We start from the raw sequence: 20,262 nt of genomic DNA on the forward strand, positions 1-20,262 counted from the left end.
GCGGAAGGGATAAGTGCTGAAAGCATCTAAGCATGAAGCCCCCCTCAAGATGAGATTTCCCATAGCGTAAGCTAGTAAGATCCCTGAAAGATGATCAGGTTGATAGGTTCGAGGTGGAAGCGTGGTGACATGTGGAGCTGACGAATACTAATAGATCGAGGACTTAACCATATAATATGAAGCAAATGTTATCTAGTTTTGAAAGAATATAAAAAACTTGTTGACTTTAAAAGTTAAATAAGTTACAATAATTCTTGTCTTAAATGAATACAGTCTGGTAATGATGGCAGAGAGGTCACACCCGTTCCCATACCGAACACGGAAGTTAAGCTCTCTAGCGCCGATGGTAGTTGGGACCTTGTCCCTGTGAGAGTAGGACGTTGCCAGGCAAATGGAGGATTAGCTCAGCTGGGAGAGCACCTGCCTTACAAGCAGGGGGTCGGCGGTTCGATCCCGTCATCCTCCACCATTTAGCCGACTTAGCTCAATTGGTAGAGCAACTGACTTGTAATCAGTAGGTTGGGGGTTCAAGTCCTCTAGTCGGCACCAGAAAATCATGGCGGTTGTGGCGAAGTGGTTAACGCACCGGATTGTGGCTCCGGCATTCGTGGGTTCGATTCCCATCAGTCGCCCCATTTTTCTTTAAAACATTAATATGCGGGTGTGGCGGAATTGGCAGACGCACTAGACTTAGGATCTAGCGCCTTTGGCGTGGGGGTTCGACTCCCTTCACCCGCACTTTTAATAAAATAACTCATACATGTCTTGCGGAAGTAGTTCAGTGGTAGAATACAACCTTGCCAAGGTTGGGGTCGCGGGTTCGAATCCCGTCTTCCGCTCCAATTTTCAATATGACATGCCGGGGTGGCGGAACAGGCAGACGCACAGGACTTAAAATCCTGCGGTGGGTGACCACCGTGCGGGTTCGACCCCCGCCCTCGGCACCATATGCGCCCGTAGCTCAATTGGATAGAGCGTTTGACTACGGATCAAGAGGTTAGGGGTTCGACTCCTCTCGGGCGCGCTTTTATTAACGGGAAGTGGCTCAGCTTGGTAGAGCACCTGGTTTGGGACCAGGGGGTCGCAGGTTCAAATCCTGTCTTCCCGATTTTCCAAAAACATGGGGCCTTAGCTCAGCTGGGAGAGCGCCTGCCTTGCACGCAGGAGGTCAGCGGTTCGATCCCGCTAGGCTCCACTTTTTAATATCATTTATGGCGGTGTAGCTCAGCTGGCTAGAGCGTACGGTTCATACCCGTGAGGTCGGGGGTTCGATCCCCTCCGCCGCTACCATAAAGGACCTTTAGCTCAGCTGGTTAGAGCAGACGGCTCATAACCGTCCGGTCGTAGGTTCGAGTCCTACAAGGTCCACCATTAGACGTTTCTATCTCGGAGGTATACCCAAGTTCGGCTGAAGGGATCGGTCTTGAAAACCGACAGGCGGCGAGAGTCGCGCGGGGGTTCGAATCCCTCTACCTCCTCCATTTTTTCTAAAGTAAATATTTTATCATCGCGGGGTGGAGCAGCACGGTAGCTCGTCGGGCTCATAACCCGAAGGTCGCAGGTTCAAATCCTGTCCCCGCAACCAAATGGTCCCGTGGTGTAGTGGTTAACATGCCTGCCTGTCACGCAGGAGATCGCCGGTTCGACCCCGGTCGGGACCGCCATTTTTTACATAAAGGCTCGGTAGCTCAGTCGGTAGAGCAGAGGACTGAAAATCCTCGTGTCGGCGGTTCGATTCCGTCCCGAGCCACCATTTTGAAATCGCAAGCCGACTTAGCTCAATTGGTAGAGCAACTGACTTGTAATCAGTAGGTTGGGGGTTCAAGTCCTCTAGTCGGCACCACTTTCAAAATGAGCCATTAGCTCAGTTGGTAGAGCATCTGACTTTTAATCAGAGGGTCGAAGGTTCGAATCCTTCATGGCTCACCATTTATAATTTAATGCGGGTGTAGTTTAGTGGTAAAACAAGAGCCTTCCAAGCTCTGGTCGAGAGTTCGATTCTCTTCACCCGCTTTTCAATTATGGGCCTATAGCTCAGCTGGTTAGAGCGCACGCCTGATAAGCGTGAGGTCGATGGTTCGAGTCCATTTAGGCCCACCATAATTGTTCCGCAGTAGCTCAGTGGTAGAGCTATCGGCTGTTAACCGATCGGTCGTAGGTTCGAGTCCTACCTGCGGAGCCATATTACAGAGAAGTACCCAAGTGGCTCAAGGGGCTCCCCTGCTAAGGGAGTAGATCGCGAACGCGGTGCGAGGGTTCGAATCCCTTCTTCTCTGCCAGAACTGGCCCGTTGGTCAAGTGGTTAAGACACCGCCCTTTCACGGCGGTAACACGGGTTCGAATCCCGTACGGGTCATACTAAAAGAGATAGCATAATCTGCTATCTCTTTTTTGTTGTGTAAAAGTAGACTTTGGATAGTCTGCTTTTTTTTATGGATTTCTTGTGGCTTTAGTGCTTGATAGTAATCATTGTAATAAGTTGTAGGAGATTTATATATATACACTTATTTTTGCAACCTTTTTATTCTCTCATTCGACTATATTAGTAAAGGGAGGAAGAAATAAAAATGGACATAGCGTATCTAGTAAAACAAGCAACAAGAGGAAATGATCAAGCATTTGAACAACTTATTACTTTTGTTCGCCCAAAACTATATCGAACAGCCTATTCTTATGTAAGAAATGAACAAGATGCACTGGATATATACCAAGAAACAATTTATGAAGCATATCTTTCATTGAGAAAGTTAAAAAAGCCGGAGAAATTTCAAAGTTGGATTACTAAAATTCTTGTTTTTAAATCCATTGATTTTGTAAGAAAATCCTCTAGACAATTTGTTGCGAATGATGAAATGTTTTCTAATTTATGTACAGAAGAGAGCATGAATAAATTAGAGCAATCGTTGGATTTAATCGAGGCATTTAATTTCTTAGATCCTACTTACAAAACTATTATTGTATTAAGGTATTATCACGATTTATCTATTAAGGAAATTGCTGAGATTCTTAATTCTCCAGAAGGAACCGTAAAATCTCAATTACATCGAGCAAAGCAAGCCTTACGCCCCATTTTAAAGGAGGGATATAGTTATGAATAAAGAAGAATTTAATCACCATATCAATGATATTCCTATACCAGAAGACCGGTTAATTCAAAGAGAAAAAACAGCCATGCTTCAAGCTAAGCAAAATCAATACCGTAGAAAAAAAACAATCAAGTATTCTAGTCTTGTTGCTTGTGGAATATGTGTTTCTCTCTTAGGTTCTGGATTCATTTCTCCTACTATGGCAAAGACATTATCGAGTGTTCCAGTTATAGGCTCCATTTATGCACAATTTAATGATATTGCTTCTGATAAAATTGAAAAGGATGAGCTTGCTACATCAATTGAGAGACAAGATAACCATAGTGGCTTAACGATGAATGTGAAAGAAGCTGTTTATGATGGTGGACGTTTAGTGGTCACGGTGGAATACAAAGGAGAAAACCCTATTTCCAAAAGTAATGAAGAGAAAGCTGGATTTAGTTATGTAACCATTAATGGGAAAGAAGTTAGAGCTGCAATAGGTTCTACTGCACAGAAGTCAAAAGGACAAAACACTATTATTGAGCAGCATGAATTTACTCTGGCTAATTACGGTGAATTTGGTGATAAAATTGATGTTTCCGTCCATGGGAAAGATTTATTTGGACAAACAGGAACATGGAACGTAGCATTTCCTCTTACAAAAGTTAAAGGTGAGATTCGTAAATTTACTCCTAATATAAAAACATTAACGAAAGATAATCTGTATGCATTAACAGTAGATCAAGTAATCTTTTCTTCACTTTCAACGAGGATTGATTTGACCTTTGATTATCCAAAAGAAATGGAAGCTAATGATAGCTGGCCAGCACTTGATTATACTGTCACTGATGATAAAGGAAAAATCTACGAAGGAGTCAGCTTGCAAGTTGGTAGCACGGGATTATACGGACACCATGTTGTTTTAGCTCTTCCACCGATGGATAATCCTCCAAAATCGTTAACAATTGAGCCCGCGTATCTTAGTGGTCTAAATGATACATTAAAAAATGGAGGTGCTGAAGATTTGAAAACGACTGTGTTGCTACAATAATTGAAGAGCTTGGCTAGGTTTCCATGTCTATTGAATGTTAATAAGTGATGGTATGTTAATTTGACGTGTATGGAAAAAACATCGATATCCAGTTAAGATAAATTTGTATCCATATAATCAAAAGACGCTATTCTTTTTGTAGAAATATGCAGAAAGGATGGCGTTTTTTATGCTATTATCATTGTCGAGTTTTGTTGGTAAGTCTATATAGTGCAAAAATCGCTGGAATAATTTCCTTTACCGACAAAATACCTTTCACAATCTAAAGAAAACGCCTCCATTGAGATTGATTTCATACTTGATTTAATAACTTTACACTCTATGTGAAAAAGTTCACAAATAGGTCATAATTTGTGAAGTAATTCACAATAATACGTGCTACAATATGAATGTAAAGAAGTTAAACAACATTAAATTAGTATTTTAATTAATTACTTAAACAATCATAAAAAAATAGATGTGAACAATAGAGAGGGGAAATTAACATGAAAAAAGGTATCAATCGTGTAGTATTAGTAGGAACAGGAGCTGTAGGTTGTAGTTACGCTTACTCAATGATCAACCAAGGTGTAGCTGAAGAATTCGTACTTGTAGATGTTAATGAAGCAAAAGCAGAAGGAGAAGCAATGGACTTAAGCCATGCGGTACCATTCTCTCCATCACCAACAAAAGTTTGGAGCGGTAGCTATGCAGATTGTAAAGATGCAGATTTAGTAGTTATCACTGCTGGATTACCACAAAAGCCAGGTGAAACTCGTTTAGATTTAGTTGAGAAAAACACAAAAATCTTTAAACAAATCGTTCGCGGTATTATGGATAGCGGATTCGATGGAATCTTCTTAATCGCAACTAACCCAGTTGATATTTTAACTTACGTAACTTGGAAAGAATCTGGTCTACCAAAAGAGCGCGTAATCGGTTCTGGTACTACTTTAGACTCTGCTCGTTTCCGTTACATGTTAGGTGACTACTTAGATGTAGATCCACGTAACGTTCATGCTTACATCGTTGGTGAACACGGTGACACTGAACTTCCAGTATGGAGCCACGCTACTATCGGTGTACAAAAACTAGAAACAATCTTAGCTAACAACGAACAGTACAAACAAGAAGACTTAGATAAAATCTTCGAAAACGTACGTGATGCAGCTTACCATATCATCGAGCGTAAAGGTGCAACTTACTACGGAATCGGTATGTCACTACTTCGTGTAACTAAAGCAATCTTAAGCAACGAGAACAGCGTATTAACTGTATCTGCATACCTTGAAGGACAATATGGTGAGCAAGATGCTTTCGTAGGTGTTCCAGCTGTTATTAACCGCGAAGGTGTACGTGAAATCGTAGAACTTGAGCTAAATGAAGATGAAAAAGCGAAATTCGCTCATTCTGTAAAAGTATTAAAAGAAACAATGGCACCAGTACTATAATAATTGCTAAATAATTAAGAGGCGGGAAACTGCTTCCTACCTCTTAATTTTTATATAATTTAAAGGATTTACCGAAAGGTTACTTTCGTCGTGGAACTGAGAAGCTACCACTTCAAGCTTTGCTAAGTGGCGAGTAGTTCACTATAAATTCCTTTTCCGGTTTCCCTTGTATATCCCCAATATACCCCTTTTGCTGGATAAGGGTCATTTATAGAAAAGAGCACTCTACTTTACGTAGAGTGCTCTTTATTATTATTTTTTAGGAGTTAATCCTAATTTCTTTAAAATATCTGCAAGTGTACCGCTTTTTGATTTTTCAACAGGCGTTTGTGATTTAGATGCATCTGGCCCTTTTTTCAAGAAGTTCTTTTCAACGAAACGAATATCTTTTTCGTCGATAATACCATCTTTGTTAAGGTCGCCGTCTTTCACAGATAGTCCTTTTTTACCAAAGTTGCTGGCGATAATTTCTGCATCTTTCACATCGATTACTTTATCTCCATTTACATCACCTGCAAGGTTTTCATCAAAGCGTGCATAATAATATTGGCCAAGTAGCTTACCGTCTTTTTCAGTACCTAATTTCGTTGTTAGTCGGCTTGTTAAATGTCCTGGAACTTCTACGTACAAGTTGTAGTCGCGTTTATTAACAGGAAGTCCATTCAGTTTGAAGTAACCGTATTTATCAAGTGAGCCTTCAAACTTATGACGATAAGAATCTGTTGCATATACTTTTACGCCAAGCTTTGTATAATCGAATTTCTCATCTAAATAGCCACGTTCATTTAAGAATGCACCAGGTTTAATATTACCTTCTACTAGTGAGTTTAAAGACATCACTGAGAATATTTGATCTTGAAGGACACGCATTCTGTTTGGCTCTGATTGACCTTGTTTCCAGTAAGCAAACACTGCTAAATCTAATTGAGCATTTGCTTCATAAAATTCATCATTTTCTACTTTGAAAGTTACATCAATGAACGGGAAATCACCATCTAACCCAGCAAAGTTTTTGTCATCGATAGCTCCGCCTACTGTAACAGAACCTTCTTCTAATTTCGGTTCATTCACTTTTGCCGTTACACCTTTTTCAGAAAGGAGCTTTTCAAAAGCTGGATTTAATTTCGCATTTGCAAATTTGAAGTTTTTCTCTAGGAATTTTACGTTAAATTCTCCAGATACAAATTGTTTCACATGTTTCGCGTTTAGCGTCACAGTGAATTCATCATCTTTATATAATTCCTTTTTATCGTAACTAGCTTTTGCATATTGAGCGCCTTGCGGGATAAACCAATAGTTATTTACACCGCTTGGGTAGTCAGGACCTGCAGTTGCATAATCGAAAATATATACGCCTGTATTCATTGGGCCTTCCACCTTAAAGGATTCAGGAGTAATGCCAACTTTAAAGTCACCATTTGCATTAATAGGCAAAAACTTATGCAAGTATGGAGAATAATCATAGTACATAACACCGTTCGCTTCTTGCGTAATGTTAAATCCTTTTCCTTTTAAGTAGTCAACGTTAGAATCATATACATTTCCTTTAATCCATAGTGCTTTTTTACCGTCTTCTACTGTATAGTTTTCTTCATTTAATTCATAAATACCAGGCTGTAAGCCAGTTAATTTCACTTCTGGCGGTGTATTATCAATTACGACATAATCACCTTTCACACGTGCTTTCCCGGCTTTATCATAGCCAACAAATTCAATTGTGTAATCTCCTTCTGGTAAGTCGATTTTCTCATCACCAATTGGTTTTGCAGGATCATTTGTAAAAGGATATACTCTGCCGTTAAAGAATGAATCTAAGTAGTAATATACATCCGTTTTTAGTCCACTCGTGTTTAACGTTCCGATGAAGCCGAGAGCCTTATTTGTTTTCGAATCTTTCACGATAAGATCTAACGTCTCCAGTTCGCTGTTTAATTGGAATGCCCCGTGCAAATACGATTCACGGTATGGATTGAATTTAGATGTATCAGTTGAGATTGTTTTTCTTGATAATAGTGCATTTTCAATACCAGGTTCTGATACGCGAATAGAGAACGGAATTTGATACGTTTCTTCTTTATTTTTCGTGTTTGTAATATGGATGTATCCTTCATATCGGCCTTGCTTTGCACCAGCTGGAATATTAATTTTTGCTTCAATTTCATCTGATTTGCCAGCATCAATTGTAATTGTTTCAGCAGTAGAAACTTTTACACCGTTTGCGGTAGCATCGTTAATAGCAGAAGATGCTGGTGTATAAGAAATTTCTGTTTTAAATTCTTTCTTCTCTTGTTTATTGCGGTTTTCAACTTTAATTTTTCGTTTTTGTTCAAGAGATTCCCCGTCTTTTTGATAGTACTTACCGAATGCAATGGATCCAGTTTCTTCGGGTACTTCAATCACTTCATCATTGACAACAGTTTTTGTCGTATCTAACACTTTAAAACTTGTTTCCGTGTGAACAGAGTTATAAGCATCTACTCGTCCAGCTCCCACTTCATATACGGAATACTTTTCTTTTAAATCGTCAGCCGTGTTCATAAGAGATGTTTTTACATCAAATGGAGAGTATTCTGGATGCTCTTGCAAAATAAGAGCAGCAACGCCAGCGATATGAGGAGATGCCATGGATGTTCCTTGCATACGTTCATAGGAAACATCGTAGTTTTCGCCCTCTTGCGGGTCGTTAATATACTCAGGTACTGTTGAAAGTACAGCAACACCAGGCGCTGTAATATCAGGTTTAATATCATCATTTGATGTAACCGGGCCGCGTGAGCTAAAGCCTGCAAGATGATCGCCTTCTGTTTGAATGTAATTGATTTCATCGAAAGTTAAGGATGTTTTGCCTTGTTCAATTTGAGCTTTTAGTTTTTCGCCATCTTCTTTCGTTAGGCGGAATGCAGGAATGTATTTTGTGCTTTCGCCAATGTAGTAAGAAATTTCTCCATCCACATTGTTATAAATAATAACTGCCTTTGCACCAGCTTGTTTCGCATTTGCGATCTTTTCATCAAATGAGATTGTACCGCGTACAACGAGAGCGATTTTTCCTTTTACATCCTTTTTACTAAACTCATCAGGAGTACCGATTCCGACAGATTCAATAGGTAGAGATTGTCCTTTGAAATCTTCTATTTTATCAGTGAAGTTTTTGCCGAATAAAATTAGGTTAGGGAATTGTAATTGTCCAGCATGACCTGATAGTTTTGGTAAGGAAATAGAGCTATCACTTGCTCCAACTGTAATAGCAAATGGAGAAGCACCTGGTGATCCGAGTGTCGCTGGATTTGGACCAGAGTTCCCAGCAGCAACGACTGTAACAACGCCCGAAAGCATCGCGTTATTGACAGCGATAGACGTTGGATCAAGCGGATTGTTGCTATCGTCACCTAACGATAAGTTAATGACGTTCATACCGTCAGAAATAGATTTATCGATTGCAGCGATAATACCAGAACTATCTCCGCTTCCATAAGGACCGAGTACACGATAATTATACAGTTCAATGTCAGGTGCAACACCTTTTACTGCGGAATCTGATTTGTTTTTCTTTTGAGCAGAAACGATACCTGCTACGTGAGTACCATGCGCAGTGTAGAAGGAAGAACCACGATCATCAAATTCAGGAGCACCAGATTGTTGCCACTCTGTATAAGTTGTTTCCATCGGATCTGCATCGTTATTAATAAAGTCCCAACCTTTTACGGAGTTTGGGTCTACCTTACTAGAATCTTCACCCGCTTTTGCGCGATAGCCTTTATACACGTCTTTTAAGTCAGGATGATTGTAATCAATACCTGTATCTAATACACCAACTTTAATTCCTTTTCCAGTAATGCCCTCGCTATGTAACTTATCTACTCCAATTTGCGGAATGCTATCTGTTAGTTTTTGAGGTGCTTTCTGCTCTGCTTGTTTTGGTAAATTTAATTTCACTTCGTAATCTTTCCAAATACGTTTTACAACGCCAATTCGTAACAATTCTTCCACTGTATTTGCAGGTAATGTCAGAGCAACACCATTTATCGCATGTTTATAAGAACGTTTAATTTGTACAGACTGGAAATTCCCTGATTTTACTGATGTGCTAAATTGATAAAGACGTTTGAGTCCTTTTTGGAATTCCTCGTGTTCTTGATCAATACGTGCTTTTATATTTTCAGGAGCAGCTTGTAATCCTTTTTCTTTTTGTTTTAATTCATTAATCTTTACTGGAGCCGTTTGAAATTCTACAATGATATTTACTGGTTCAGAACTACTCGTATTAATATCTGGCGAAATAGTAAAACCAGGATTGGCATCTAACGTTTGTAATGCCTGACGTTGTTCTTTAGAAAGTTTTGATAGTAAAGACTGGGTGCTTGAAGAGTCAATTTGGTTAATAGAATTTTCAGCAAGTACATTGAACGGAAGGGCAGTTGAAAACAGAACGCCAGCCGTTACAATTCCGGTAACAAAACGATTTTTCTTTTTCATATATAGGCCTCCGATAATTTATATTTTAAAATTTATTTCTCCACGCCTGGTGTTTGCTCTGCATGGAATGTCCAGTTTAGCTGTAAGGAATCACCCTGGAATTTATTTTGATCTTGGTCGTTGTCTTCAAAGGAGAAGAGCACGTGTAAATAATCTGTTTCACCAGATTTAATACCGTCTATTAAGTTATGACGTTCTATAGATGTAGATACATCTTCAGGTTTCATAGTTTTTAATTCTGATAGTTTTGTTTCCCACAAAATTTCATGATCATCGTTTGGATTAGATGGCTTTCCATCATTCACTAAAAATTTGACGATGATGTGATCGCCTAAATCTTCACCATCATTATTTTGCTTTGTATCTGTAACTTCATAGGATGTTTCAAGTGCTACTTTTGCAATATCCAATGTCCCTTTATTTTCAAGCTTGAAGTTTCTTTCGATCAAATCACCTGGTTTTAAATCTTTCACATTAACAATTACACTTGGGTTAATAGAAAGATCTAGTGTACCAGCTTGAAATGAGTTACTAGATGTTTCAGAATCACTGAAATAGGCGAATACACCGCCGAATGTAAGGGATAAGCCAAGTGAAGCTGTGACAACTCCCATCCCAACCTTTTGTTTTAATGACATAAGAAAGCCCCCTAATTTAATTTTTATCAAACCTTCGCCTGGAGCATGGCTAGAGTAAACATAGTGTTTCAGTATGAATTATATTTGCGAAGGTTCAATGTTCTTTATTGAGAACAAGTATATGCTTGTGAATTTTTCATTTCAATAAAATTGTGACAAAAAATGTTGAGAAACATTTTTTTATGACAGATTATTTTGTTGCGATTTTAAGTGATAAATAGCGGGAAAAATAGGGTCAATCTAATAAAATAAAGGTTGAGAAATAAATAATAGGATGAAAGACTAGTAGGAAATGAAGCGTTTGCAATGAATATTCGTCAAAATTCGATATTTTACACAGCAAATTTGAATATTTTGAGTGAAAATAAAGAAAAAAACGAATATTTTTTAAAAAATAACAAGGAAATTTCAGTTTTTCGCAGAAATGATAAAGAGTAAAAAATTTCTGTCATCTTAGTGAGGTGAACATATTGGATGTAATAAATTGTGAAGAAGTGAAACGAGATGAGTTTCATACAGAAAAGTACTATGACAGTTATAACATCTTTGGGGCACATATTGTGACGGAAGATGGGATGCGAGGTGTACGATTCACAGTATGGGCTCCTCATGCGAAAGCAATGAGTGTTGTTGGAGATTTTAATGAATGGGATTATGAGCAACATAAGATGCTACAAGTGACAGAAGAGGGGATTTGGTCTTTGTTTGTACCGCATATTGAAGAGGATGAGATATATAAGTATGCGATTGAAACGATGGACGGTAACGTGATTTTAAAAGCAGATCCTTACGCAGTATATGCAGAAGTAAGACCAAATACGGCATCTGTAGTTTTTGATATAGAGGGATATGAATGGAATGATAAAAACTGGATTCGTAAGAGAAAGAAAAAATCGATTTATAAAGAAGCGATGACAGTTTATGAATTACATTTCGGTTCTTGGAAAAAGAAAGAAGATGGCGCTCTGTATTCTTACAGAGAAATGGCCGAGGAGCTCATTCCGTATGTGGTGGAACATCAATTTACACATATTGAAATTATGCCGCTTGTTGAGCATCCATATGATCGTTCTTGGGGATATCAAGGAACGGGATATTATGCAGCGACAAGTAGATTCGGCACGCCACATGATTTGATGTATTTTGTCGATGAATGTCATAAATATGGAATCGGTGTCATTTTGGATTGGGTGCCGGGGCATTTTTGTAAAGATGCTCACGGTTTATATTTGTTTGATGGGACACCGACTTATGAATATAAAGATATGGATGTACAAGAAAACCTGGTATGGGGAACTGTTAATTTTGATTTAGGGAAGAGGGAAGTACGTAATTTCTTAATTTCAAATGCGTTATTTTGGATGAAGTATTTCCACATTGATGGTTTCAGGGTGGATGCAGTTGCGAATATGCTGTACTGGAATAAAGAAGGACAGGAACAAAGTAATGAGCACGCTGTTTCATTTTTACGAGAGTTAAATGAAGCGGTATTTGCAGAAGATGAAGATTTTCTTATGACAGCAGAAGATTCAACGGCTTGGCCACTTGTAACAGCTCCAACGTATGAAGGTGGGCTTGGATTCAATTACAAATGGAATATGGGCTGGATGAATGATGTGCTGAAATATATGGAGTGCGCGCCTGAGTACAGGAAGCATATTCATGAGAAAATAACGTTCTCATTACTATATGCTTACTCTGAAAATTTCATATTACCGCTTTCTCATGATGAAGTCGTTCATGGGAAAAAGTCGTTATTAAATAAAATGCCAGGGGATTACTGGGATAAGTTTGCTCAACTTCGTTTATTATATGGATATTTCTTTACTCACCCAGGTAAGAAATTACTCTTTATGGGTGGAGAATTCGGGCAGTTTGATGAGTGGAAAGATCTTGAAGATTTAGATTGGAATTTACATGACTTTGAAATGCATCGTTATATGCATGATTACTTTAAAGAGCTCATAGCATTGTATAAGCGCTCCAAACCACTTTGGCAGCTTGATCATTCGCCTGAAGGATTTCAGTGGATAGATGCTAATAATCATGAGCAAAGTATTTTCTCGTTTATCCGCCAAGGGGATAAACAAGAAGATGCGTTAGTTGTCGTATGTAATTTTACGAAAGCTACATATGAAAACTACAAAGTAGGTTTGCCAGATTTCGAGTATTATAACGAGATTTTAAACAGTGACGCTGAGCAATATGGCGGATCGGGGCAAGTGAATAAGAAACGTCTCAAGACGATTCAAGAACCGTATCATAATCAAGCGGCACATGTAGAAATTACAATTCCACCATTTGGCGTATCCATATTACGACCAGTGAAGACGAGAAAGGGGAGCAAAAAACAAGATGGCTCAAAAACAAAAATGCGTAGCAATGTTACTAGCAGGGGGAAAAGGTAGTCGATTAAGTGCATTAACAAAAAATTTAGCCAAGCCAGCTGTTCCATTTGGTGGTAAATATCGCATTATTGATTTTACGCTAAGCAACTGTGCGAATTCTGGTATTGAAACAGTGGGGATTTTGACGCAATATCAACCACTTGAACTTCATAATTATATCGGAATCGGCAATGCTTGGGATTTAGACCGAGTAAGCGGTGGAGTCACAGTGTTACCTCCTTATGCAGAATCTTCAGGGGTGAAGTGGTACACAGGTACGGCAAGTGCCATTTATCAAAACTTAAACTATTTAAGTCAGTACGAACCAGAATATGTTCTGATTTTATCAGGCGACCATATTTATAAAATGGATTACAGTAAAATGCTAGATTACCATATTGAGAAAGAAGCGGACGTTTCGATTTCTGTTATTGAAGTGCCTTGGGATGAAGCGAGTCGTTTCGGTATTATGAATACGAACGAAGAGATGGAGATTGTTGAATTTGAAGAGAAACCGCAATTTCCAAGAAGTAATCTTGCATCAATGGGAATTTACATTTTTAACTGGGCAATTTTGAAAGAGTATTTAGAGATGGATGCAAGAAATCCTGAATCTAGTAATGATTTCGGAAAAGATGTACTTCCGCTTTTATTAGATGAAGGGAAAAAGCTGATGGCGTATCCGTTTGAAGGATATTGGAAAGATGTTGGAACGGTGAAGAGCTTATGGGAAGCGAATATGGATTTACTTCGCGATGAAACATCACTGAATTTAAACGATCGTAATTGGCGTATTTATTCTGTGAATCCAAATGAGCCACCTCAATATATTGCAGAAAAGGCAAAAGTAGAAGAATCACTTATTAACGAAGGATGCGTCATTGAAGGGGACGTGAAGCATTCTGTGTTATTCCAAGGGGTGACGGTGGAAGAAGGTAGTATGGTTATTGATTCTGTCGTTATGCCAGGAGCGAAGATTGGTAAAAATGTTGTAATTGAAAGAGCGATCGTTGGATCAGAAATGGTTATTGAAGATGGAACCATTATTCGTCCAGAAAAAAATGTTGACGATGTAGTACTCATTGCTGAAGGGAAATAGAAAAGGGGGATGAAATGAATGGGAGAAAAAATGTTAGGAATTATTAATGCAACGGGAAGTTTTCCTTCCTTAAAGAAAGTAACAGGGCATCGTTCATTAGCGGCGTTACCGTTTGGGGGCCGTTACCGACTCATTGATTTCATGCTTTCAAATATGGTGAATTCTAATATTCATAGTGTAGCGGTTTTTACAAGTCATAAAAACCGTTCACTAATGGACCATGTTGGTTCAGGAAAACAGTGGGATTTAGATAGAAAAAGAGACGGACTGTTTTTATTCCCGCCAAATTGCCAATGTGATCAAGATGAATTTGGTTCTTTTGCACATTTTAGAAGACATATTGATTATTTTTTAAGAGCTAGAGAAGAATACGTTGTTATTACGAATAGCCATCTCGTAACGGCGTTAAATTTTCAAGCGGTGTTAGAGCGACATATACATACGGCAGCTGATATTACTGAAGTTTGCCATGAAGGGGTTTCGCTTCAAACATACGTGTTAAAGAAACAATTATTGTTAGATTTATTTGAGACATATAAAGATGTGGAGCAATATAGTTTATTTGATGTAGTGAGAGAAAAGCGCGGAAAATCACTGCATATTGCTACGTATGAGCATACAGGATATGTAGCTATTATTGATTCGATTGAAAGTTACTATAAACATAGCTTAGAAATTTTGCAGCCTGCTATTTGGAAGCAATTATTTAAGAAAGAAGCACCGATCTTTACGAAAGTAAAAGATGAACCACCAACTCGTTACCTGAAGGGTGCAGCCGTGAAGAATACAATGATTGCAAACGGCAGTATTATCGAAGGTGAAGTAGAAAATAGTGTTATCTCCCGTTCTGTTAAAATAGGCAAAGGTTCAATTGTTCGTAATAGCATTATTATGCAAAAGAGTAAAATTGGAGATAACTGTATAATAGACGGTGTTATTATTGATAAAGACGTGAAAATTGGTGACGGTGTTGTACTAAAAGGAAACGCCGATGAGCCATATGTTATAGAAAAAGGAAGCATTCAAAATAGTACGATTAATAGTTATTCTTAAAAAAATCAGTGGGGGTTTTTCCTCCACTGATTAAAGCATTCATTCAAATGAAAACTCGAAGGGAGGAAGCTGCAAGGGAAGTCGTATAAGCTTTTCGTGCAGTGGGACAACAAGTGAATATTTTATTTGCAGTATCAGAATGTGTACCATTTGTTAAATCGGGAGGATTAGCTGATGTAGCAGGTGCGCTCCCAAAAGAGCTGAAAAAATTAGGTGTGGACGTTCGCATTATACTCCCAAATTATAGTCTTATTCCGCAAAAATTAAGGGATGGATGTACGTTACATAAAGTAATTAACGTCCCGCTTGGGTGGAGAAATCAATATTGTGGAATTTTAAAAGGTGAGCAAGACGGGATTACGTATTACTTAATAGATAATGAATATTATTTTAAGAGGGATTCTCTATATGGTCATTATGATGACGGAGAGCGTTTTTCTTATTTTTCGAAAGCAGTTTTAGAGTGTATTCCGCATCTTGATTTCGAAGTGGATGTTCTCCATAGCCACGATTGGCATACAGCTATGGTGAATTTCTTACTGCGTGAAAAGTATCAAGATAATCCTTTATATGAGCATATTAAAACGGTGTATACGATTCATAACTTGCAGTTCCAAGGTGTATTTCCTCCCGAAGTGATGTACGACTTGTTAGAACTTGGCGACGAATATTTTCATAGTGAGCAGCTAGAGTTTTATGGAAATGTGAACTTTATGAAGGGTGGAATTATCGCTTCTGATCAAATTACAGCGGTTAGCCCGACATACAAAGAGGAAATTCAATATGAGTTTTTCGGTGAGAAGTTAGATGGGTTGTTACGAAAAAATAATGGTAAGCTTAGCGGCATCGTAAATGGAATTGATACGAGCGTATATAATCCAGAAACGGATTCGTATATTACTGCTCAGTATGATGCAGAGTCATTAGAGGAAAAGAATGAAAATAAACGCGCCTTGCAGCGTTATTTTGGTTTGCCAGAAAAAGAAGATACACCAATTATTTCAATGGTAACGAGATTAACGAAGCAAAAAGGTCTTGATCTAGTACGTACTGTATTCCGCGAAATAATGGAGGAAGATGTACAATGTATTATTTTAGGATCAGGTGATTCGGAATATGAGCAATTCTTTGAGTGGATGGCATACGAGTATCCTGAAAAGGTAAAAGTGTATATCGGATTTAATGAAGAATTGGCTCACCAAGTATACGCGGGAAGTGATTTGTTCTTAATGCCCTCATTATTTGAACCGTGTGGACTTGGACAACTTATAGCATTAGCGTACGGTACGATTCCGATTGTAAGAGAAACGGGCGGATTAAATGATACGGTACAATCTTATGACGAAGAAACTGGAGAAGGAAATGGTTTCAGTTTCACGAACTTTAATGCACATGACATGTTGCACACGGTTCTTCGTGCAATTGAATTTTATCATGATAAACCGGTATGGGAGCAACTTGTAAAACAAGCGATGACTGAAGATTATAGCTGGGAGAAATCAGCTCTTGCTTATAAGAAATTGTATAAAAGTCTCATGGAATAACATGTAGGTGGTGAAGAAATGTTTACTCATGTTGAAAGTTTCAAATCAGCTTTTCTAGAAAAGTTAGAGACGATGTATGGTAAAAGTTTCAAAGACTCTACAACTCGTGATCAATACAATACGCTTGGATACATGGTACGTGAATATATGAATAGTCAATGGATTGCAACGAACGAAAGCTATCGATCTGGAGAGCGAAAGCAAATGTATTACTTATCCATTGAGTTTTTACTTGGACGTTTGCTTGGAAGTAACATATTAAATTTAGGCATCAGGGATGTATGTGAGCAAGGACTTTCTGAGCTAGGGATTTCGTTGCAAGAATTAGAAGAGGTGGAAGCAGATGCAGGTCTTGGAAATGGTGGACTTGGCCGATTAGCAGCCTGTTTTCTTGATTCACTTGCATCGTTAAACTTACCAGGTCATGGCTGTGGCATTCGTTACAAACACGGCTTATTTGATCAAAAAATTGTTGATGGTTATCAAGTTGAATTTCCAGAACAGTGGCTTCTTCATGAAAACGTATGGGAAGTAAGAAGGCATGATCAAGCTGTAGAAGTAAGTTATTTCGGCAATGTTGAACCGCTATACATTGATGGGCGTTTAGAGTTCAGGCATACGAATGCAGAAGTGATTATGGCAGTACCATATGACGTTCCAGTAGTAGGTTATGAGACGAGTACTGTAAACACACTCAGACTTTGGAATGCCGAACCAGTTCCTTTCCCGCAAAATTGCAAAGATATTTTGAAATATAAGCGTGAAACAGAGGCGGTATCGGAGTTTTTATATCCAGATGATACGCATGATGAGGGAAAAATACTTCGTTTGAAACAACAGTATTTCCTCGTATCAGCAAGTCTGCAAAATATCGTTCGTCTGCATAGAGAAAGATATGGTGACCTTCGTCAATTGCATGAAAAAATTGCGATTCACATTAATGATACACATCCAGTTTTGGCGATTCCAGAACTGATGCGTATTTTATTAGATGAAGAAAAACTAGCATGGGAAGAAGCTTGGAACATAACGACGCAAACGATTTCTTATACGAATCATACGACGTTATCAGAAGCACTTGAGAAGTGGCCAATTCACATTTTTAAACCGTTATTACCGAGAATTTATATGATTATTGAAGAGATTAATGAACGTTTCTGTCATGAGCTTTGGGAACGTTATCCATATGAATGGCATCGTATTGAAGAGATGGCAATTATTGCGCATGATCTTGTGAAAATGGCTCATTTAGCAATTGTCGGTAGCCATAGCGTTAATGGTGTAGCGAAAATTCATACGGAAATTTTAAAGCAACGTGAAATGCGATTGTTTTATGAGTTTTATCCAGATAAGTTTAATAATAAAACGAATGGAATCGCTCATAGACGCTGGTTAATGAAGGCGAATCCGCAGCTGACGAACCTTATTTCAGAGGCGATTGGAACAGAGTGGAAGAAAGAACCGATTAAGCTTCAAGCGCTGCAATTAGTTCAACACGATGCGAGTTTCCAAGAGAAATTTGCAGAGGTAAAACAAGAGCGTAAAGAGATTTTAGCGGAGCGTATTTATAATAAAATGGGGATTACAATTGACCCTAATTCTATTTTTGATGTGCAAGTAAAAAGACTGCATGCTTACAAACGACAATTATTAAACGTTCTTCATATTTTATATTTGTATAACCGTTTGAAAGAGGATGCTAGTTTTACATTTTATCCGCGCACTTTTATTTTTGGAGCGAAAGCATCACCTGGCTATTACTATGCAAAAAAAATTATTAAACTAATTAATGAACTCGCAAGGAAAGTGAATAATGATCCGTACGTAAGCCAATATATGAAAGTTATCTTTCTAGAAAACTATCGAGTGTCTTTAGCAGAAGATATATTCCCAGCTGCGGATGTTAGTGAGCAAATTTCAACTGCGAGTAAAGAAGCATCAGGAACAGGTAATATGAAATTTATGATGAATGGTGCGATCACACTCGGAACGTTAGACGGTGCTAATGTTGAAATAAAAGACAGAGTCGGTGATGATAACTGTTTCATTTTCGGTTTAACGGCGGAGGAGGTTCTTCATTACTATCAAAATGGTGGATATCGTGCAAGTGATTATTATCACCACAATATGCATATTAAAAAAGTAGTAGATCAGTTAACGAATGGTTTCTTTGCACATTCGGGAGCTGAATTTGAAGCAATTTATGATTCTCTCGTTATTCAAAATGATGAATACTTCGTTCTGCGAGATTTTGGTCCATATGCGGAAAGGCAAGAAGCTGTTGGTAGAGCTTATGAGAACCGAACGAAGTGGCTAGAAATGTCGATTTTAAATATTGCACAATCTGGTCATTTTGCGAGCGATCGAACGATTTTGCAGTATAGTAATGAGATTTGGGGTATTGGTAATGCGGTTACACAGTATTAAGTGAAGGTCCCTTTTAAAAGAGGAATATAATCGCTTAAAAAACCGAGCTTAATCTCATTAAGCTCGGTTTTCTTTTTTTGCTTAAGAAAGAAATGGGATAGCGGTATAGATTATACCCTTTCCGCCGTATTCTCCTGTCGCAAAGTATGAAAATGTAAAGAAACCTGTAAACGTAAAAATTACAATGAGAAAAAGTGCAAAGATAAATTTTAGCATGTAAGGTCCCCTCATCCAAAAATAACTTCATATATTATTATAGTATAAGGATATTTAATTTCCAATTGTTTACTGGTTAAAAATGAGAAGTCAGACATGTTTTGTATGTTGTAATGGCATGATTATTTGTAATAGATTTTGTGTTTTTTGTAAAAGTCATGTTGTGATGAACGTGTGCATATTCCCAATCACGATCATTAAAATTTATGTTTCGAGGAGGGAGAAGTGGAACGACATCAAATAAGTTGACGAAACGAAAGCTACTAGCTACTTGCAGTTTATAATAATTTCGAAAGGCGATATCCCCAACTTTTGGAGAGGCAAATGTATAAAGACCGTACTGTGCGAAGGCGGTGTTGATACGCGCATCGAGTATATGTAGTGTGGCGAGCGCGCCGCCTAAGCTATGACCTGTTGCAAGAAGTTTTTTATGGGCTGGTAGTGATACGAGCATATCCATAATAGAATCTCGGCAAGATTCATAAATGGAAAGAAAGCCGTTATGGACATTTCCGCTGTTTAAAGCATATGGGTATGGTTTTTGGTTAACGAGTGAATCGATAATCCAGTCTGTATCTGTTTGTGTCCCGCGAAAAGCTACAATAATCGTATCCTCAGATTCTAGTATGAATCCGAACCATTCTGTCGTTTGAATGGTTTTTCCTTGAAAGCCTTGTACATATTGAAAACCATCTGGTATTTCGAAAATCCCATTTTGTTTATATTGTTCATACGTTAACTCACAACAAGAAGCTAACAATATGGCAGTATCTTTATCAAAGGATAAAGGAGTACGCATTAAGGAAGCCCTCCTTAAGAAAAGGTATAGTTCAATATATGCAGTGAGGGACTTGATTCATTCTTTGGAGGAAG

At 38.3% G+C, this 20,262-nt stretch carries 12 protein-coding genes, 22 tRNA genes and 2 rRNA genes (1 of these 36 running past the window's edge); 32 read left to right on the forward strand and 4 right to left on the reverse strand.

Features of this window, described 5'->3' with window-relative positions; genetic code table 11:
• The 27 genes from AABL52_RS02990 to AABL52_RS03120 all read left to right on the forward strand — a co-directional run.
• Positions 1 to 171 (forward strand): 23S ribosomal RNA (locus AABL52_RS02990); it begins 2,751 nt to the left of the window's first position.
• 102 nt (positions 172 to 273) lie between these two features.
• Positions 274 to 389 (forward strand): 5S ribosomal RNA (gene rrf, locus AABL52_RS02995).
• A 4-nt stretch (positions 390 to 393) separates the two neighbouring features.
• Positions 394 to 469 (forward strand) — tRNA-Val (locus tag AABL52_RS03000).
• A 4-nt stretch (positions 470 to 473) separates the two neighbouring features.
• Positions 474 to 549: transfer RNA gene (locus tag AABL52_RS03005), tRNA-Thr, on the forward strand.
• A 10-nt stretch (positions 550 to 559) separates the two neighbouring features.
• Positions 560 to 635, forward strand: a tRNA-His gene (locus AABL52_RS03010).
• 22 nt (positions 636 to 657) lie between these two features.
• A tRNA-Leu gene (locus AABL52_RS03015) sits at positions 658 to 738 on the forward strand.
• A gap of 29 nt (positions 739 to 767) precedes the next feature.
• Positions 768 to 842 (forward strand) — tRNA-Gly (locus tag AABL52_RS03020).
• A 16-nt stretch (positions 843 to 858) separates the two neighbouring features.
• Positions 859 to 947, forward strand: a tRNA-Leu gene (locus tag AABL52_RS03025).
• A gap of 3 nt (positions 948 to 950) precedes the next feature.
• Positions 951 to 1,024 (forward strand) — tRNA-Arg (locus tag AABL52_RS03030).
• 10 nt (positions 1,025 to 1,034) lie between these two features.
• Positions 1,035 to 1,108, forward strand: a tRNA-Pro gene (locus tag AABL52_RS03035).
• A 14-nt stretch (positions 1,109 to 1,122) separates the two neighbouring features.
• Positions 1,123 to 1,195, forward strand: a tRNA-Ala gene (locus AABL52_RS03040).
• Positions 1,196 to 1,213: 18 nt separating this feature from the next.
• A tRNA-Met gene (locus tag AABL52_RS03045) sits at positions 1,214 to 1,290 on the forward strand.
• A 4-nt stretch (positions 1,291 to 1,294) separates the two neighbouring features.
• Positions 1,295 to 1,371 (forward strand) — tRNA-Ile (locus AABL52_RS03050).
• A 17-nt stretch (positions 1,372 to 1,388) separates the two neighbouring features.
• Positions 1,389 to 1,481, forward strand: a tRNA-Ser gene (locus AABL52_RS03055).
• A 27-nt stretch (positions 1,482 to 1,508) separates the two neighbouring features.
• Positions 1,509 to 1,585 (forward strand) — tRNA-Met (locus tag AABL52_RS03060).
• Between the two features lie 3 nt (positions 1,586 to 1,588).
• Positions 1,589 to 1,664, forward strand: a tRNA-Asp gene (locus AABL52_RS03065).
• A gap of 13 nt (positions 1,665 to 1,677) precedes the next feature.
• Positions 1,678 to 1,753, forward strand: a tRNA-Phe gene (locus tag AABL52_RS03070).
• A 14-nt stretch (positions 1,754 to 1,767) separates the two neighbouring features.
• Positions 1,768 to 1,843 (forward strand) — tRNA-Thr (locus AABL52_RS03075).
• A gap of 10 nt (positions 1,844 to 1,853) precedes the next feature.
• Positions 1,854 to 1,929 (forward strand) — tRNA-Lys (locus tag AABL52_RS03080).
• A gap of 13 nt (positions 1,930 to 1,942) precedes the next feature.
• Positions 1,943 to 2,013, forward strand: a tRNA-Gly gene (locus AABL52_RS03085).
• Between the two features lie 10 nt (positions 2,014 to 2,023).
• Positions 2,024 to 2,100 (forward strand) — tRNA-Ile (locus tag AABL52_RS03090).
• A 7-nt stretch (positions 2,101 to 2,107) separates the two neighbouring features.
• Positions 2,108 to 2,182, forward strand: a tRNA-Asn gene (locus AABL52_RS03095).
• 6 nt (positions 2,183 to 2,188) lie between these two features.
• Positions 2,189 to 2,279, forward strand: a tRNA-Ser gene (locus AABL52_RS03100).
• 5 nt (positions 2,280 to 2,284) lie between these two features.
• A tRNA-Glu gene (locus AABL52_RS03105) sits at positions 2,285 to 2,356 on the forward strand.
• Between the two features lie 211 nt (positions 2,357 to 2,567).
• Positions 2,568 to 3,098, forward strand: coding sequence for a sigma-70 family RNA polymerase sigma factor (locus AABL52_RS03110; protein ID WP_073516892.1), 531 nt, complete (start codon positions 2,568 to 2,570; stop codon positions 3,096 to 3,098).
• On the forward strand, positions 3,091 to 4,119 hold the full coding sequence (locus AABL52_RS03115; protein ID WP_341518884.1) for a DUF4179 domain-containing protein: 1,029 nt from the start codon (positions 3,091 to 3,093) through the stop codon (positions 4,117 to 4,119). Before AABL52_RS03110 ends, AABL52_RS03115 begins: the two co-directional genes overlap by 8 nt.
• A gap of 485 nt (positions 4,120 to 4,604) precedes the next feature.
• Positions 4,605 to 5,549, forward strand: a complete 945-nt coding sequence (locus AABL52_RS03120) for an L-lactate dehydrogenase (protein WP_341518885.1) — start codon at positions 4,605 to 4,607, stop codon at positions 5,547 to 5,549.
• 252 nt (positions 5,550 to 5,801) lie between these two features.
• Here AABL52_RS03120 and AABL52_RS03125 read toward each other — a convergent pair whose 3' ends face one another.
• A complete protein-coding gene (locus AABL52_RS03125) occupies positions 5,802 to 10,025 on the reverse strand; it encodes a S8 family serine peptidase (RefSeq protein ID WP_341518886.1) in 4,224 nt (1,407 codons plus the stop codon).
• A gap of 32 nt (positions 10,026 to 10,057) precedes the next feature.
• Complete coding sequence (locus AABL52_RS03130) at positions 10,058 to 10,663, reverse strand: CalY family protein (RefSeq protein WP_341518887.1); 606 nt, start codon at positions 10,661 to 10,663, stop codon at positions 10,058 to 10,060.
• Between the two features lie 470 nt (positions 10,664 to 11,133).
• On the opposite strand from AABL52_RS03130, the gene glgB reads away from it, so the two are divergent.
• The 5 genes from glgB (at position 11,134) to glgP (ending at position 19,173) form a co-directional block, all read left to right on the forward strand.
• On the forward strand, positions 11,134 to 13,071 hold the full coding sequence (glgB, locus tag AABL52_RS03135) for a 1,4-alpha-glucan branching protein GlgB (protein ID WP_341518888.1): 1,938 nt from the start codon (positions 11,134 to 11,136) through the stop codon (positions 13,069 to 13,071).
• A complete protein-coding gene (gene glgC, locus AABL52_RS03140) occupies positions 13,019 to 14,149 on the forward strand; it encodes a glucose-1-phosphate adenylyltransferase (protein WP_000057613.1) in 1,131 nt (376 codons plus the stop codon). Before glgB ends, glgC begins: the two co-directional genes overlap by 53 nt.
• Before the next feature lie 18 nt (positions 14,150 to 14,167).
• A complete protein-coding gene (glgD, locus tag AABL52_RS03145) occupies positions 14,168 to 15,202 on the forward strand; it encodes a glucose-1-phosphate adenylyltransferase subunit GlgD (protein ID WP_000504141.1) in 1,035 nt (344 codons plus the stop codon).
• A 113-nt stretch (positions 15,203 to 15,315) separates the two neighbouring features.
• Complete coding sequence (glgA, locus tag AABL52_RS03150; protein ID WP_002203738.1) at positions 15,316 to 16,746, forward strand: glycogen synthase GlgA; 1,431 nt, start codon at positions 15,316 to 15,318, stop codon at positions 16,744 to 16,746.
• 18 nt (positions 16,747 to 16,764) lie between these two features.
• Entirely contained in the window at positions 16,765 to 19,173 is a 2,409-nt protein-coding gene (glgP, locus tag AABL52_RS03155; protein ID WP_341518889.1) for a glycogen phosphorylase, read from the forward strand.
• A gap of 81 nt (positions 19,174 to 19,254) precedes the next feature.
• Here the strand turns inward: glgP and AABL52_RS03160 are convergent, their stop codons facing one another.
• The gene (locus AABL52_RS03160; RefSeq protein ID WP_097845763.1) at positions 19,255 to 19,389 is read right to left on the reverse strand and encodes a hypothetical protein; all 135 of its coding nucleotides are present in this window, start codon (positions 19,387 to 19,389) and stop codon (positions 19,255 to 19,257) included.
• A gap of 76 nt (positions 19,390 to 19,465) precedes the next feature.
• On the reverse strand, positions 19,466 to 20,188 hold the full coding sequence (locus tag AABL52_RS03165; RefSeq protein ID WP_001260118.1) for a lipase family protein: 723 nt from the start codon (positions 20,186 to 20,188) through the stop codon (positions 19,466 to 19,468).
• Positions 20,189 to 20,262: the final 74 nt, after the last annotated feature.

The organism is Bacillus paramobilis (genome assembly GCF_038096195.1).
GTDB classification, from domain to species: Bacteria; Bacillota; Bacilli; order Bacillales; family Bacillaceae_G; genus Bacillus_A; species Bacillus_A mobilis.

What these genes read in the sequence shown, in the direction of transcription:
- AABL52_RS03130 (WP_341518887.1), bottom strand. Translation starts at nt 10,663, where the DNA reads ATGTCATTAAAACAAAAGGTTGGGATGGGAGTTGTCACAGCTTCACTT.
- AABL52_RS03115 (WP_341518884.1), top strand. Translation starts at nt 3,091, where the DNA reads ATGAATAAAGAAGAATTTAATCACCATATCAATGATATTCCTATACCA.
- AABL52_RS03165 (WP_001260118.1), bottom strand. Translation starts at nt 20,188, where the DNA reads ATGCGTACTCCTTTATCCTTTGATAAAGATACTGCCATATTGTTAGCT.
- AABL52_RS03160 (WP_097845763.1), bottom strand. Translation starts at nt 19,389, where the DNA reads ATGCTAAAATTTATCTTTGCACTTTTTCTCATTGTAATTTTTACGTTT.
- AABL52_RS03110 (WP_073516892.1), top strand. Translation starts at nt 2,568, where the DNA reads ATGGACATAGCGTATCTAGTAAAACAAGCAACAAGAGGAAATGATCAA.
- AABL52_RS03120 (WP_341518885.1), top strand. Translation starts at nt 4,605, where the DNA reads ATGAAAAAAGGTATCAATCGTGTAGTATTAGTAGGAACAGGAGCTGTA.
- glgP (WP_341518889.1), top strand. Translation starts at nt 16,765, where the DNA reads ATGTTTACTCATGTTGAAAGTTTCAAATCAGCTTTTCTAGAAAAGTTA.
- glgD (WP_000504141.1), top strand. Translation starts at nt 14,168, where the DNA reads ATGGGAGAAAAAATGTTAGGAATTATTAATGCAACGGGAAGTTTTCCT.
- glgC (WP_000057613.1), top strand. Translation starts at nt 13,019, where the DNA reads ATGGCTCAAAAACAAAAATGCGTAGCAATGTTACTAGCAGGGGGAAAA.
- AABL52_RS03125 (WP_341518886.1), bottom strand. Translation starts at nt 10,025, where the DNA reads ATGAAAAAGAAAAATCGTTTTGTTACCGGAATTGTAACGGCTGGCGTT.